12 protein-coding genes are annotated in these 15,342 nt (G+C 48.3%); 5 read left to right on the top strand and 7 right to left on the bottom strand.

Features of this window, described 5'->3' with window-relative positions; all coding sequences use genetic code 11:
- Nucleotides 1-4: 4 nt before the first annotated feature.
- Genes xseA through mnmA form a run of 3 tightly spaced genes read right to left on the bottom strand, consistent with a single transcriptional unit; the run spans nt 5 to nt 3,719 of the window.
- A complete protein-coding gene (xseA, locus tag C1A09_RS10030; RefSeq protein ID WP_101543617.1) occupies nt 5-1,246 on the bottom strand; it encodes an exodeoxyribonuclease VII large subunit in 1,242 nt (413 codons plus the stop codon).
- Nucleotides 1,243-2,601, bottom strand: coding sequence for a S8 family peptidase (locus C1A09_RS10025; protein WP_101544208.1), 1,359 nt, complete (start codon nt 2,599-2,601; stop codon nt 1,243-1,245). Before C1A09_RS10025 ends, xseA begins: the two co-directional genes overlap by 4 nt.
- Before the next feature lie 35 nt (nt 2,602-2,636).
- Entirely contained in the window at nt 2,637-3,719 is a 1,083-nt protein-coding gene (gene mnmA, locus C1A09_RS10020) for a tRNA 2-thiouridine(34) synthase MnmA (RefSeq protein ID WP_101543615.1), read from the bottom strand.
- A gap of 455 nt (nt 3,720-4,174) precedes the next feature.
- On the opposite strand from mnmA, the gene C1A09_RS10015 reads away from it, so the two are divergent.
- A complete protein-coding gene (locus C1A09_RS10015; protein ID WP_101543613.1) occupies nt 4,175-6,151 on the top strand; it encodes an ABC-F family ATP-binding cassette domain-containing protein in 1,977 nt (658 codons plus the stop codon).
- 84 nt (nt 6,152-6,235) lie between these two features.
- Nucleotides 6,236-8,272 (top strand): M13 family metallopeptidase, encoded by a 2,037-nt coding sequence (locus C1A09_RS10010; RefSeq protein ID WP_101543611.1) that lies wholly within the window; start codon nt 6,236-6,238, stop codon nt 8,270-8,272.
- A 53-nt stretch (nt 8,273-8,325) separates the two neighbouring features.
- Here C1A09_RS10010 and C1A09_RS10005 read toward each other — a convergent pair whose 3' ends face one another.
- Entirely contained in the window at nt 8,326-8,778 is a 453-nt protein-coding gene (locus C1A09_RS10005; RefSeq protein ID WP_101543609.1) for a sensor histidine kinase, read from the bottom strand.
- Between the two features lie 80 nt (nt 8,779-8,858).
- On the opposite strand from C1A09_RS10005, the gene C1A09_RS10000 reads away from it, so the two are divergent.
- Both C1A09_RS10000 and C1A09_RS09995 read left to right on the top strand, forming a co-directional pair.
- Entirely contained in the window at nt 8,859-9,416 is a 558-nt protein-coding gene (locus C1A09_RS10000) for a helix-turn-helix domain-containing protein (RefSeq protein WP_145998982.1), read from the top strand.
- Nucleotides 9,417-9,487: 71 nt separating this feature from the next.
- Complete coding sequence (locus C1A09_RS09995) at nt 9,488-10,027, top strand: glutathione peroxidase (RefSeq protein ID WP_101543605.1); 540 nt, start codon at nt 9,488-9,490, stop codon at nt 10,025-10,027.
- On the opposite strand, the gene C1A09_RS09990 is transcribed toward C1A09_RS09995, so the two are convergent.
- From C1A09_RS09990 to C1A09_RS09980, 3 genes are all read right to left on the bottom strand, one after another.
- A complete protein-coding gene (locus C1A09_RS09990; RefSeq protein ID WP_101543602.1) occupies nt 10,017-11,588 on the bottom strand; it encodes an efflux MFS transporter permease in 1,572 nt (523 codons plus the stop codon). The two genes, C1A09_RS09995 and C1A09_RS09990, sit on opposite strands and share 11 nt — an antisense overlap.
- A gap of 4 nt (nt 11,589-11,592) precedes the next feature.
- A complete protein-coding gene (locus C1A09_RS09985) occupies nt 11,593-12,627 on the bottom strand; it encodes an HlyD family secretion protein (RefSeq protein WP_101543600.1) in 1,035 nt (344 codons plus the stop codon).
- Nucleotides 12,628-12,732: 105 nt separating this feature from the next.
- Entirely contained in the window at nt 12,733-14,052 is a 1,320-nt protein-coding gene (locus C1A09_RS09980; protein ID WP_101543597.1) for a TolC family protein, read from the bottom strand.
- 172 nt (nt 14,053-14,224) lie between these two features.
- Here C1A09_RS09980 and C1A09_RS09975 point away from each other — a divergent pair, with 172 nt between their 5' ends.
- Complete coding sequence (locus C1A09_RS09975) at nt 14,225-15,121, top strand: helix-turn-helix domain-containing protein (protein WP_101543594.1); 897 nt, start codon at nt 14,225-14,227, stop codon at nt 15,119-15,121.
- Nucleotides 15,122-15,342 lie beyond the last annotated feature (221 nt).

The raw sequence follows: 15,342 nt of genomic DNA, 5'->3' as shown, positions 1-15,342 counted from the left end.
ATATTTATAATTTACGATTTACGATTGAAGTTAGTTCACCTTGATAAAGACGGGTGGTTATCTCATCCCCTTCGTTCAACCAAGAAGCATCTTTCACTATTTTCCCATCTTTCAAAGTGATACTGTAACCGCGAGCCAGCTGCTTCTCCGGTGCAGCATCGGCAATCCGCTGATGTAACAACTCCAAACGATGACGATGACGGGATAAAGAGGAGAACACGGCTTGTGAAATATCTTTCTTCGTCGTGAGCAAGGTGAGTTTCGCACCGGATATCTGCCGATAGGCAACAGAGGGTATACGGTTCTTATAATTTACAAGTTTACGATGTTCCTGCGACAGCAAGTTCCGGACACTTTCCTGCAAACGGCCTGCAAGTAACTCCAGTCCGTCGGCAGCGGCGTTCATGCAGTCGATCAAATACTCGGCGGCAGCGGTAGGAGTTTTAACACGAGTATGCGCCACAGAATCAAGTACTGTGTCATCCCGTTCATGCCCTATACCGGTAATGATAGGTAGAGGAAATTGTGCACAGGCAGCAGCAAGCAGATAAGTATCAAAACCCGAAAGGTCGGATGTGGCTCCCCCTCCCCGGATGATAACCACTACATCAAATTCCGGCAAACGGACATTCACTTTGTCGAGAGCTGCCAATACGGAGTCTTCTACCCGGTCACCCTGCATCAAAGCAGGAAACAACTCTGTATAGAAATAAAATCTCCGTGAATTGTTTTGCAATTGATGACAAAAGTCGCCATACCCAGCTGCAGTAGGTGAAGAGATGATAGCGACACGTTGGGGTAAACGAGGCATATCCAACTCCTTATTCAGCGTCAGCACCCCTTCTTCCTCCAACTGTTTCAATATCTCCCTGCGACGCTTTGCCATATCACCCAATGTATAAGTAGGGTCAATATCCTGTACCGTAAGACTATATCCGTAAAGTTCATGGAAACTAACCGTCACTTGTACCAATACTTTGATACCCGAGACAAAGGCTTGTCCCGTAGCCTCTTCAAAATAGGGCTTCAGCAGACGATACACATTCGCCCAGATCGTACCGCGCGCTTTTGCTATCAGGTTGTTACTACGAGGATCTTTCTGAATGAATTCCAGATAACAATGCCCCGTACTGTTAGTACGCACATCACTTAACTCTGCCTGTACCCAGAATTCGTCGGGCAGGCACTGCTCTATGCTGCGGCGCACTAAGGCATTCAAATCATATAAAGAGATTGCTTCTGTCATTTATTACTATTATATGCCTTCCACATATCCGGTATCCCGTATCCATAAATATTATCCGGAAAATCAGCCCGGTCGCCCGACCGGCGTACCAGTTCAATCACCTCTTTGGCCGTAAGTTCAGGACGTGCTTGCCACAGACAAGTCACCATTCCGCACATAATAGGTGAAGAAAATGAAGTCCCGTTCGCCTTTCCTTGAGTTCCATCCGTACGCATCACGTCGGAACCTTCACCAACGGCCACCACATCGGGTTTTATCCGGTTATCCGCTGTATTACCGATAGATGAGAAGGGAGCAAGAAGCGCATTCTTATTAACAGCACCTACCGTCAACACATTATCGGCATCCCCCGGAGGGGTAATCTTCTTCCAAGACCCCATGCCCGAATTACCCGCACTGCACACCAGTATCATCCCTTTATCTGCAATACGGGAAGCCTGACGAGACATCAATGCATGGCGCCCATCCAAATCGCGGTATTTATAATCTTTCGACTTGTCATCAAAAGTATAATATCCCAAAGAAGTATTCAGTACATCAGCTCCCACACTGTCTGCAAATTCCACAGCCGCCGCCCAATAATCCTGCTCCACCAGATGTTCCGTATATTCGTCTTCACTACGAAGCAACCAGAAAGATGCTTCCGGAGCCGTACCTGTCATCACATCCGGTTGGTTCATTCCGATACAGGAAAGCACCATCATGCCGTGACTACTTTCCGCAAAAATATCTGCTTGAGGATTAACAAAGTCTTTCACACCCAATATACAGATATTCTGCATAGCCGTTATCTTATCCGTATTGTGAAAACCGGCATCAATAACAGCAATCGTCATGCCTTGCCCCTTAAATCCGGCTGCATGTAACTTGTCACCATTACTCAATTTTATCTGTTCGATAGCCGGACCATATATACTATCGGGATGTATTTTCGGTATATTTATTACCGAGTCACGCATAGTTGCCATGGTCGGAAGACCGGCTTTCGGAGCTGTCCATACCTTTTCAACAGTGAGGACAAAAGGTAATGCGGCAATACGGTCTATCAATGTAGAGTCATTACAGGATACCGTTACAAAGTTCTCCCATTTTCCCGTAACCACAATATTCACTCCCTGCCGACGTATTTCATCAATATATTGGCGACACACCGGAAGATCGGTAGAATCTATCGCCAAATGTTGTTTCTGACGACGGGTTATCGCCTTTTCCGAAAGAAATGCCTCCGGATGTTCCAGCGAATAGGTAGTGACAGCTTTATCTTTCAAGCTGATACGATATTTCAAAGAGTCTTGTTGTGCCGATGCGCCTGTCGCAAGTAAAGCAAAGATCGCAACAGCAATTAAATTCTTCATCATCTGTTTCGTTATCTTTATGTTTAAATTATATTTTAAAGATACATTCCAATACCCCTTTGGGAAGCAATAAACGAACCTCCCACTACCCTTCTGCCTATATAAAACACAGCAGACTGCCCCGGAGCAATAGCAGACGCTTCCTCTAGAAAATGCACCAACAACCGTCCATCTTCCAGGCGTTTCACTGTGCACGGAATAGGTTTGCTGCGATAACGTATTCTCACCGTCAAATCCCGGCTCTCAAATACTTCCGCTTCATCTGTCAGCTTTTCCTGTTCCGCCAACATATACTCCGTCTTCAACTGCTCTGCATCCCCTAACATAACGGTATTCTTCTGCGGATTAATCTTCAATACGTATGCCGGTTTACCAAGCGCAATCTCCAGCCCCTTCCGTTGTCCGACAGTATAATAAGGGAAGCCCTTATGTTCGCCCAATTTCACCCCTTCGGCATTAACAAACCATCCCGGACCCACTTCCTTATCCATTTCAGGAGAATACATCTTCAGAAAATCACGATAATCTCCTTTAATAAAGCAAACTTCCATACTCTCGCCTTCTTCCGCTTTCAGTACATAACCCTTCTTGCGGAGATACTCACGTACCTGCAATTTTGTGTAAGCCCCCAGCGGAAATATACAACGTTTCAATACATCCTGTTCCAATCTCCACAGGAAATAAGACTGATCCTTTTTATCATCGTCTCCGGCAAGAATATAAATCTTGCCATTCCGTATTTCCAGACGGGTATAATGTCCGGTAGCGATATATCTGCAGTCCAGCTTATCCGCCCATTCCGTCAGGATACGGAATTTAAACAAAGGATTGCACATCACACAAGGGTTCGGTGTTCTCCCCTGCCTATATTCATCAATAAAATTCTGAACAATCACTTTCCGGAATTCTTCCCTTTCATCAGCCACGTAGTGTTCAATCCCCATATTTCCGGCAAGTTGACGCGCCTCCACCGGCTCGTCTCCCCATACCCACATGGTGAGTCCTACTATCTCATAGCCTTGTTCTTTCAGCATCAAGCAAGTAGCAGTACTGTCTATACCGCCACTCATGCCAACCAATACTCGCTTTTCGGGTCTGTTCATTCCTCGGATATTCATTAAATGTTCATTACTCAACTGCAAAAGTACACGATTTCAAGGAGAAGAAACAAAAAAGGTTACCTTTTTTATATGCCTTCGCAACGTAGAACATAAATACTGGGATTGAATGTAGTATCACAACACTATTCAAAACAGTAAATACAAGTATCGATATAGAGTGGCAACCATTTAATTATCAACGTCGTAAAGTTTCCATAGGTAGGGAACGATCGTTTCCTCCTATAGAAACGGTAGTTTCCCCTTAATAGAAATTGCCGTTTCTCTATATGGGAACGACAGTTTCTCTATATGGGAACGACGGTTTCCTTTAAAGGGAACGGAAATAACTCACTGGAGAAACAAGGTAACAAGCGATTGTATCTTATATTTGATGTAATTATGTAAACATCAAGTGTTGTATAACGCCGAAAATCACTACCTTTGCAATCCTGAACGCTAAATTCATTGACACCATGATATCTGTAGAAGGACTGAAAGTAGAATTTAATGCCACCCCTCTATTCGAAGACGTTTCATACGTTATAAATAAGAAAGACCGTATAGCTCTCGTCGGCAAGAATGGTGCCGGCAAGTCTACCATGCTCAAGATATTGGCAGGCATCCAACAGCCCACTTCCGGCGTTGTTGCCGTTCCCCGCGAATGTACCATCGGATATTTACCCCAGGTGATGATACTCAGCGACGAGCGTACTGTGATGCAGGAGGCAGAACTTGCCTTTGAGCATATTTTTGAGATGCAAGCCGACATAGAGCGTATGAATCAACAACTCGCCGAACGTACCGACTATGACAGCGAAGATTATCAGAAACTGATCGACCGCTTCACCCACGAGAATGAACGTTTCTTGATGATGGGCGGTACAAACTATCATGCAGAGATAGAACGTACTCTCCAAGGACTGGGTTTCAGTCGGGAAGACTTTAACCGTGCCACGAGCGAATTTTCCGGTGGATGGCGCATGCGTATCGAGCTTGCCAAATTGTTGCTCCGTCGCCCGGATGTATTATTACTCGATGAGCCTACAAACCACCTCGACATAGAAAGCATCCAGTGGTTGGAGAATTTCCTTTCTACCCGTGCCAACGCAGTGGTACTCGTCAGCCATGACCGTGCTTTCCTGAACAACGTCACCACTCGTACCATTGAGATTACCTGTGGACGTATCTATGATTATAAGGTAAAGTACGACGAGTTTGTAAAGCTCCGTAAAGAACGCCGCGAACAGCAGCTCCGCGCTTACGAAAATCAGCAGAAACAGATACAGGATACCGAAGATTTCATTGAACGTTTCCGTTACAAAGCCACCAAGGCGGTACAGGTACAGAGCCGCATCAAACAACTCGAAAAAATAGAACGTATCGAAGTGGACGAGGAAGATAACTCTTCTTTACGATTGAAATTTGTTTGCAGTAGCCGCAGTGGCAATTATCCCGTTATCTGCGAGGATGTGGGCAAGGCATACGGAGAACATGTCATCTTCCACGATGTCAACCTCACAATTAACCGGGGCGAAAAGATTGCCTTTGTCGGAAAGAACGGTGAGGGAAAGTCCACACTCGTGAAGTGTATCATGGACGAAGTTACGGACTATACCGGAAAACTCACATTGGGACATAATGTACAGATCGGATATTTCGCCCAAAATCAGGCGCAACTACTGGATGAAAATCTGACCGTATTCGATACGATTGACCGTGTGGCGGTAGGGGATATCCGCCTCAAAATCCGTGATATCCTCGGTGCTTTCATGTTTGGCGGTGAAGCTTCGGACAAGAAGGTAAAAGTGCTCTCCGGTGGAGAGCGTACCCGTCTTGCCATGATAAAGTTGTTGCTGGAACCGGTGAACTTCCTTATTCTCGACGAACCGACCAATCATTTGGATATGCGTTCCAAAGATGTGTTGAAGGAAGCCATCCGTGATTTTGACGGTACGGTGATAATTGTCAGCCACGACCGTGATTTTCTGGACGGTCTTGCGACTAAAGTGTATGAATTTGGTGGAGGATTAGTAAAAGAGCATCTCGGTGGTATCTATGATTTCCTGCAAAAGAAGCAGATAGAGAACTTGAATGAGTTACAGAAATCTCCTTCACTGTCCACTTCACCTTCCGGTGGGAAAGCGGCATCGGGCAATAGTTCCGAAACGGAAACAACGCAACCATCTGCTGCAAAACTCTCTTATGAGGAACAAAAGGAACTCAACAAAAAACTTAAGAAACTGGAACGCCGTGTGGCGGACTGTGAAGCGGAGATAGAACAGACCGAAGCGGCCATCGCCATCCTTGAAACGAAAATAGCTACACCGGAAGGTGCTTCGGATAGAACGCTTTATGAACAACACCAGAAGCTGAAAGACCAACTGGACCGTGTAATGGAGGAATGGGACGCAGCTTCCAGTGAATTAGAGAATACCCCTCGACTCTCTTAGAGAAGCAAGAGGAGTATTCCCATAAAACGAATTACTAACTATTCTTCGTGCCCTTAGAGGAACGAAGGGGTAAATTTTATAAGTATGAGAGCATTTCATTTTTTACCTATCGCAGCATTCTGCCTGATGGCAGGAGCTTGCAACACAGGCAAGAAGCAAGCCGAACTTACAGCCGGTATCCAACTTGCCAATCTTGACACAACGGCTCTGCCGGGAACAGACTTCTACCAGTACGCTTGTGGCGGTTGGATGAAGAATAATCCGATACCTGCCGAGTACTCACAGTATGGTTCATTCACCATCCTTGCGGAAAATAACCGTAAGCAAATTCAGGGACTTATCGAAGAATTAGCTGCCACTCAGCACGAAAGCGGTAGTGTGGCACAGAAAATAGGTGACCTGTACAAAATTGTGATGGATAGCGTGAAACTGAACAAGGACGGTGTGACTCCTATCCAACCGGAACTCGAGCAGTTGGCTGCCTTGAAAGACAAAAAAGAACTTTATGCATTGCTGGGCGAAATGCAGAAAAAGGGTATCGTTGCCTACAATGTGATATATGTAGGTGCCGATGAGATGAATAGTAGCATGAATGCTGTACAGTCCTATCAGACAGGCTTGAGCATGGGCGAGCGTGAATATTACCTGGAAAACGATGAAACGACCGCTAAAATCCGTGATGCTTTCCGTAACCATGTACAAAAGATGTACCAACTGGCAGGCTTTGATGAAGCGACCGCCAAGAAAGGTATGGAGATAGTGATGGATGTGGAAACCCGTCTTGCCAAAGCTTTCCGTTCTCGAACGGAATTGCGTAACCCGCATGCCAACTACAATAAGATGACCCTCGAAGAATTGAAGAAGAATTATCCGACTTTCGACTGGGACGCTTATCTGTCTGCTTTGGGCTTGAAGGATGTGGAAGAAATCATCATAGGCCAGCCTGCCTCCCTGAAAGCCGCTGCCGAAATTCTGGATACCCTGCCCATCGAGCAACAAAGTCTCTATCTGCAATGGAAGTTGATTGATGCTGCCGCAAGTACATTGAACGACGCCATGGCTGAGCAAAACTTTGACTTTTACAGCCGTACCATGAGTGGTACACAGGAAATGCAACCTCGCTGGAAGAGAGCGGTAAGCACCGTAAGCTCTGCCCTGGGTGAAGCGGTAGGTCAGATGTATGTAGAAAAATACTTCCCCGCTGCTGCCAAAGAGCGTATGGTGACTTTAGTAAAGAACTTGCAGGAAAGTTTGGGAGAACGTATCCAAAACCTTGAATGGATGGGTGACTCTACAAAGGTAAAAGCTTTAGAAAAGCTGGCCACTTTCCATGTAAAAATCGGGTATCCCGACAAGTGGAAAGATTATTCTACTTTGGAAATCAAGGATGATTCTTACTGGGCAAACATGGAACGTGCCAACGAGTGGAATCATGCCGAAATGATAGCTAAAGCCGGTAAACCGGTGGATAAAGACGAATGGTTGATGACTCCGCAAACCGTAAACGCTTATTACAACCCGACCACTAATGAAATCTGTTTCCCTGCCGGCATCCTGCAATATCCGTTCTTCGATATGAATGCGGATGATGCTTTCAACTATGGTGCTATCGGCGTGGTAATCGGCCATGAGATGACTCACGGTTTCGACGATCAAGGTCGCCAATACGACAAGGACGGTAACCTGAAAGATTGGTGGACTGCCGAAGACTCCAAACGTTTCGACGAACGTGCACAGGTCATGGTGAATGTATTCGACAGCATTGAAGTAGCTCCGGATGTATATGGTAATGGACGCATGACTTTGGGTGAGAATATCGCCGACCATGGTGGCTTGCAGGTTTCTTTCCAAGCATTCAAGAAAGCTACAGCAGCCAATCCGCTTCCCGTAATGGACGGTTTCACTCCTGAGCAACGCTTCTTCCTGGCTTATGCAGGTGTATGGGGCAACAATATCCGCCCTGAAGAAGTATTGAACCGTACCAAGAGTGATGTGCATTCATTGGGTAAGTGGCGCGTAGATGGTGCTTTGCCACAAATCGGTGCATGGTACGAAGCTTTCAATATTACAGAGAGTGATCCGATGTTTGTACCGGTAGAAAAACGTGTTTCTATCTGGTAAACGAATGAGGTTATATCCGGAAAATCCCTTTCCGGATATAACCTATTCTCATTTCAAATAGTCTGTAACGGCAAAGTTATGGTGAAGCAACTCCCCTTGCCTTCCTTGGAAACCGCGTTTATCTTTCCGTGGAAACGTTCGACGATGGTGCGGCAAATGGCAAGCCCCAAGCCTGTGCCCTGTACAAAAGCATCTCCTTTAAAGAAGCGTTCAAAAATATGGGAGAGTACTTCTCCGGACATGCCCGTTCCTGTGTCCCTCACGTAGATTTCCACCTTTCCATCATCCAGCAGGTTGCATCCCAAGGAGATAGAGCCTTTCTGGGTGAACTTCACAGCATTGTTTATCAAGTTATTAACCACTTGCCCCAGGCGTGCCGGGTCCGTATATATCGAGATGTCCCGCTCCGGCAGTTCCAGAAGCATCTTCACTCCTTCCCGCATATTCATTTCCTGCGCCTTGGCTATCTCGGACAGGATGGCACAAAGCGAATCCTCCCTAAACATTCATCCAGTACCTATCCGCCTCGGAAGACCTGCAACTACAGATTGTGGTTTTCTCCCAGAAGCTCATCCAGGAAACCAGGATGGGCAAGGAGATGATTGACAAGTTCCACCTCCTCGGCAAGTACTATGTGCTCCCGCTGTCCAAGATTACCTTTCCGCTCTATGAGGAAATGTTCGCACTTCTGGCACATCTCTACCGGCAAGCCGGGCATCTGTTGAGCCAACCCATCTTGCAGACATTGCTCACTCTGATTGTACAGGGAACCTGCGAGCTCTGTCCGGAACAAGCCGCCATCAAAGAGGTTCCCGGCAGCAGGCATTTCCAGCAATACCGGCGCTTCATCCGGTTGGTGCACGCCTTCTATCCGCAGCAGCACCAAGTGGCGTTCTATGCCGGGGAGATGAATATCAAGTCCGCCGCCCTGTGCCGGCTGGTGAAGAAAGAGTCAGAACAGACGGCGATGGAGATTATCAACAATGCCCTCATCATGGATGCCAAGACGCAACTGTACACCTGCGAAGCTCCGGTAAAGGACATTGCGCTAAGCCTGGGGTTCAATAATGCGGCGTTCTTCAACAAGTTCTTCAAGAAGCATGTGGGGATGACGCCGCAGATGTTCCGAAAGTGGAAGGAATAAGAAGAAACGCATCCCGCATCAACTTTCCCCCCTCTCCCGTTGTTACTATCCTAAACCTAACAAATATCGGTATGAAAACTTTTTTTATAACCCTAATCCTTACAATTATGGTAACAACTGTACAAGCCCAGCAAAAGAGTTTCTATGACTTCACAGTAAAAACCATCGACGGCAAAGACCTGCCGCTCTCCACGTTCAAGGGGAAGAAGGTTCTGGTGGTGAACGTTGCCTCCAAATGCGGTTTCACACCACAGTATGCCAAGCTTGAAGAACTTTACAAAACCTACGGGAAAAACAATTTCGTAGTTATCGGCTTCCCCGCCAACAACTTCCTGCACCAGGAACCGGGCAGCAATGAAGAAATCAAGGCATTCTGCACCACCAACTACGGCGTCACCTTCCCCATGATGGCAAAGATTTCAGTAAAGGGAAAAGACGTGGCGCCCTTGTACCAATGGCTCACGCAGAAGAGTGAGAATGGGGTGGAGGACGCCAAAGTGGGATGGAACTTCCATAAGTTCCTGATTGACGAAAACGGGAAATGGGTGGCTTCCTACGGCTCTACCACCGACCCGATGTCCGAGGAAATCGTCGGTTGGATTACGAAATAGCCTCGCGCTTCATCAGCCGGCGTATCGCCTTATAGGTGGGGTGGATGGCATTCTGCGGACGCACCTTGCTTTCGTTCACCAGGAACAGGAGCAGGCAGAATAATCCTAACAGCGTGAGCCACCCGAATATCTCTTTCATCGACACCATGAGAGCCTGTTGCTGCACGGCGCCGTAGAGTTGCCCCAAGGGAAGACGCGAGGCAAGGGGGTTGACGTGGTCGAGGTTTGCACCGAGGAGCATGGCATTGCGTTTCAGCGTGAACTTCAGCAGTTCGGTCAGCACAGCCGCACCCAGTACCCCACCGAAGGTTGCGCTAACAAACGCCTGCACGCCTACTGCCTGGAAGAAGTGCTCGAACGGCACACGGGACAGGGCGGTAAGGAAACAAATCGCAATAATGACATAGCCGAAGCCGCGCAGGAAGATGGGCAGCACCAGTGTCGACTTGGGCAGATTGTAGTCGATAGTGAAATAGAATATCGCCAGATAGCCCACGATAGCGGAAAAAGCAATGACCGTCATCACTTTATAGCTCCACTTGCGCAAGGCGAACGTCCGCCAGGTGAACAGCGCCCCCGTCACGATGCCGAGCAGTACCACCCAATTCAGTGAAACCGTGTTCAGCGAATCGTACCCCAAGACACCTTCCAGATAGATGTGTTCCAGCAGGTGCGAGGGGGACAGCAGGAAATCTATCAGTATATAAAGAAGGAAGGGCAGCCACACCATGCGGTAGCCGAATGTCCGGAGCGCAATGAACGGATGGCGGATGAAGGATGCCCGCCAGATGTTGAGCAGCAGCATCGCCAGTCCCGCAAGCGTGGCCATGCGGATGCAGTCGGACTCGAACCAGTCGTAATGGTTGCCGTAAAGACAGACAAAGACGATACATAGCAACGTCAGTCCCCACAGCAACGCGCCCAGCCAGTCGATACCGTAGAGCGGCAAGCGGCGCAGCACGCGGATATTACGGAAAAGCAGCATGACAAGCAGCATCACGAAGCCCAGCAGCCCGATGATGAACCAATGCATATACTCCCACTTCGAGAAGTAGGAAACGTAAATCGTGGCAAGCCCCGAAAGCTGTATACAACTGTTCACCAACAGGTAGATGAAGCAGAAGAAGATGGAAAGGTCGCGCTTCGGGGTGAGCCAGAGCTGTATCGTGGAGTTGCATTCAAAGGTAGCCCACATGCGGAAGAAGCCCGAAATGAAGCTGACTCCCACAAGCAGGGGCACGCAATCCGTATGGACGCAAACCAGATTACAGACGATGAGCGCCGTGCAGCAGGTGAGGAACGCCACCTTCGAGGTGAACTGGAACTTGAGCCGGAACATGACGGCAAACGTCAGCGCCATGCCAGCCATTGAGGCGTAGCCCGCCATCATGATATCCTCCTGCATCAATGCCAGCGAGCCCACCATCTCGCCCGCCGCCGCCATATAGACGCCGCCGGACAGTTGGAAGATGATGACCATGAAGATGATGATCCACGGCTTCCACCGCTCCGGGACGAAGCTGCGGATAGCGGGGATGGAAAAAGGTCCTGTTTCGTGCATGGGATTAATAGTTTACTTCACATTCTACGTTCATACCGGCGCAGAGGCGGCTCATGTCTTCGGGGCGATTGTCCGGCGCAAACTCGATGCGGACGGGGATACGCTGTTCTATCTTTACGAAGTTTCCGGCGGAGTTGTCCTGCGGAAGCAGGGAGAAACTGGCACCCGTGGCACGCGACAGTGACTTCACCACTCCACGGAAGGTTACGCCGGGAATGGCATCGACTTCTATCTCGACCGGATTCCCTTCCTTGATATTCGCGGTCTGCGTCTCCTTGTAGTTGGCGATAATCCAACGGTCGTTGGCATCGACCACATCGACAATGGTTTGTCCGGGCTGTATCAACTGCCCTTCCTGGATGTTCTTGCGTCCGGTGGTTCCGTCGCAAGGGGCAAGGATGACGGTATAGGACAGGTTCAGCTTCGCCAAGGCAAGGGCTGCCTCGGCAAGTTGTATGCCGGCTACGGTCTGGTCGAGGCGCTGCGTCTGCTCCTGCTTCACGAGCGTGGTGGATTGCTTCTGGCGCAGCAGCACTTCATAGCGTGCTTTCAGCGCATCATAGTTCGTCTTCACCCCGTCGTATTGCTGTCGGGTGACGGCTTCCTGCTCAAAAAGGTTCTTGTAGCGGTTGTACTCGCGCTCGGCATTCTCCATACGGATGCGGGCTTCCTGGATGGTGGCATCGGATACGGAGATATTGTTCTGCGTAGTGTTTATCGTGGTCGTCATGGCCGACTTGCCGGACAAGGCGTTCTGATAGTCCGCCTCTGCCTGTGCCAGACGGAAACGGTATTCGGTATCTTCTATCAGAGCCAAGGTATCGCCCTTGCGCACCGTCTGGTTCTCTGCAAAGCGGATTTCCTTGATAAAGCCCTGTACGCGGGAGTTCACGGGGACGATGAGTTGCTTCACTTGTGCGTTGTCGGTGAACTCCACATTGCCCAGGTGGATGAAACGGGAACTTACCCAACAGATGCCTGCCAGGATAAGGAGGATTACTACGATGTTGTAGATTAACTTTTTAGTCTTGTGCTTCATTGCTATTTATTTTTCATCCCCCCCAGACCCCCTAAAGGGGAAGGGGGATAGTGTTACTTAATATATTTTGTTATTGGAGTATCCCCCTTCAGAGGACCCGAGGGGTCATAAACTTCCCACCGCCTTCTTCAACTTGAAGTAATTAAACAGAATATTAATCCGTGCGTTCGCCACCTGCAACTCCGCGCTCAGTTTGGAGTTGCTGGCATCGAGCATATCCGTAATCAGCGCCAGTTCGTGCAGATAGCGATTGCGGATGATATCATAATTCTGGTTGGCCAGTTCGAGGCTCTTTATCTGTGTGTCGTAAATGGTGAAGGCTTCACCGAAGCGGATATATGCAGCCTTGATATCGGTCTGCACGTTCTCTTGCAGCAGATTTTTGCTCTCCACGGCACGCTGTGTGGCAATCTTCGCCTTGCGGATGTTCTTGCCGGACTGATAGATGGAGGCGATATTGAACTTCACCCCTACCCCGAGGTACCAATAATTCAAGTTCTTGTTGATGGGCGGCACTTCAATGGTAATCGGACCATCAAGCAGGTTTGCGGCAAACAAGGCGACGGACGGCAGACGTTCGGACTTCGCCAGTTTCTCGCCCTGCCGGGATTGTCGGATGCCCAGTTCCGCTTGCTTCAAGGCAGGGAGCCAGTCGGCAGCCATATTCTGCCATTCCGTTTCGGGGAAGACGGGAGGAAGTTTATCAAGGAGGCAGGTGTCAATGCCAATGACCGTCTCCTGCGGCAACCCCACAATGGTGACAAGCTGGTTGTTGATGATAATCCGGCTGTTCTCAATCTGCGTCAGCGCCAGTTCCAGGGACTTCAGTTGCAATTCATAGCGGGTGATATCGTTCTTCAAGGCAAGACCTTCCCGTTCCTTTGCCGTGATATCGGCCAGCAGGCGCCTGGTCTGTTCGATATTCTGCTGATAGACTTCCGCCTGGTTGCGCAGCTTGTACAGCTCCAGATAGTTACCCACCAGGAGGAAGCGGATGTCCTGCCGGTTCTTGTCCTTATCCAACTGCGCTACTTGTTGGCGGAGTTTTGCCAATGTGATGTTGCTCGTGATAGCTCCGCCAGCATACAGCACTTGCGAGGCTTCGATAGCTAAGTTATTCCCGAAGTGCGGCATAGGGGCATTTACGCCGCCGGAAAAGTCACGGTCGATGATGCAGGCATCGCCCAGATAACTGGCGGAAAGTGACACGTCAATCGAAGGGAGCAGGGCATTCTTCGCCACCTTTATCGCTTGGGCGGCTTCCTGTTCTGCCAAATCAAAAGTCCGGATACTACGGCTGTTCCTATCAGCCAGTTCGAACATCCTCTCTATACTCAAAACACAGTTCGAAGGGGTTTGAGCCGAAATACAAATGTCACTGCCCATTCCTAAAAAAAGGAATAGGACTTTGAATGTTTTAGTCATACCAATACCTATATAATGTTCTTATTGTAACGAAAACCGGCGACAAAGTTCGACAAAAGGCCTTATTCCTTGAAATTCCAAATTACACAAAATTGGTTTTATTTGTACCAATTCGCAGTTTTTGAGTACCTTTGCACGGAAATAAACAAGAATAAAAAGGAAGGATTGAATCATGAAGCGTACCGTTCATATCAAAAGTATTAACGACTTTGTGCAGGGATATACAGAAATCATGCGCAGGAAAATCAACTGCTTTGAATTGGACGCCAACGGTATCCGGCAACATCTGTCTTCTCCGGTATTCTTCAAAGCATCCGTCTGCATATTGGTTTTATCTGGAACATCCCGTGCAAATATCAACCACAAGCCTCATCCGGTTGCCACCCATACAATACTTGTCCTTTCAGCCTCGCACCTGTTCAACTTCGAGAACTGGAGTCCCGATTTCAGCTGTCTTTGCCTCATGGTCAGCAAGGATTTTATGGAGGAAATGGACTCTACCGATATGATTTACAAACGAATCAGATATGGCGTAAAGCTATACAACGACCCCATACTCATGATGAGCAATCCGGATTTCTCTCTTCTGTCTACACGATTATCCACCATCAACCGGGCAATCGGCAACACCACCCACCGACACTACAAGGAGGTGATACTAAATACGCTATTCGCCTTCTATCTCGACTTGAGCGACATCATTGATCGGCAGGTTATCCAAAACGACGACGTCAACCTGACCCGCCAAGAGGGAATTATCCGCTCTTTTATCGAACTATTGGTACAGCACTATCACAGGGAACATAAAGTAGATTTCTACGCGTCACGCCTCAACCTCTCACCCCACTACCTTACGTTAATAGTGAAACGCGTCACAGGACAGAGTGCCAGTGACTTTATCTTTGAAATGCTCTTCAGCGAAGCGCGCAACCTGCTTACCTGCTCCAAACTGTCCGTGCAGGAAATAGCCAGTGCCCTGAACTTTGCCGACCAGTCCTCTTTTGGTAAGTTCTTCAAACGCCGGGCGGGAATGTCACCGATAGATTACCGGAATGCCGGACCGGCATAAACCATGACATGACAAACAGTCCGTAGCTCACCATCGTCATGTAAGTTAACTTCAGTTGCAATGGGAATTCGGTTCCAGTACCGAAAGGAGTAGCGGAACTACATGCTATTGATTATAATCTGGCATAATAAACTGTTCATATATTACTACTGGACGCAACTTCCCCCCCTTTAATCTTGATGCAGAACGACTGTTAATAAAAAACCTGCGCAGAAACTGCG

This window comes from Bacteroides cutis (assembly GCF_900241005.1).
In the GTDB taxonomy this organism is placed as follows: domain Bacteria; phylum Bacteroidota; class Bacteroidia; order Bacteroidales; family Bacteroidaceae; genus Bacteroides; species Bacteroides cutis.
The sequence above is the reverse complement of the archived record's forward strand: the minus strand, read 5'-3'. Positions and strand labels throughout refer to the sequence as shown.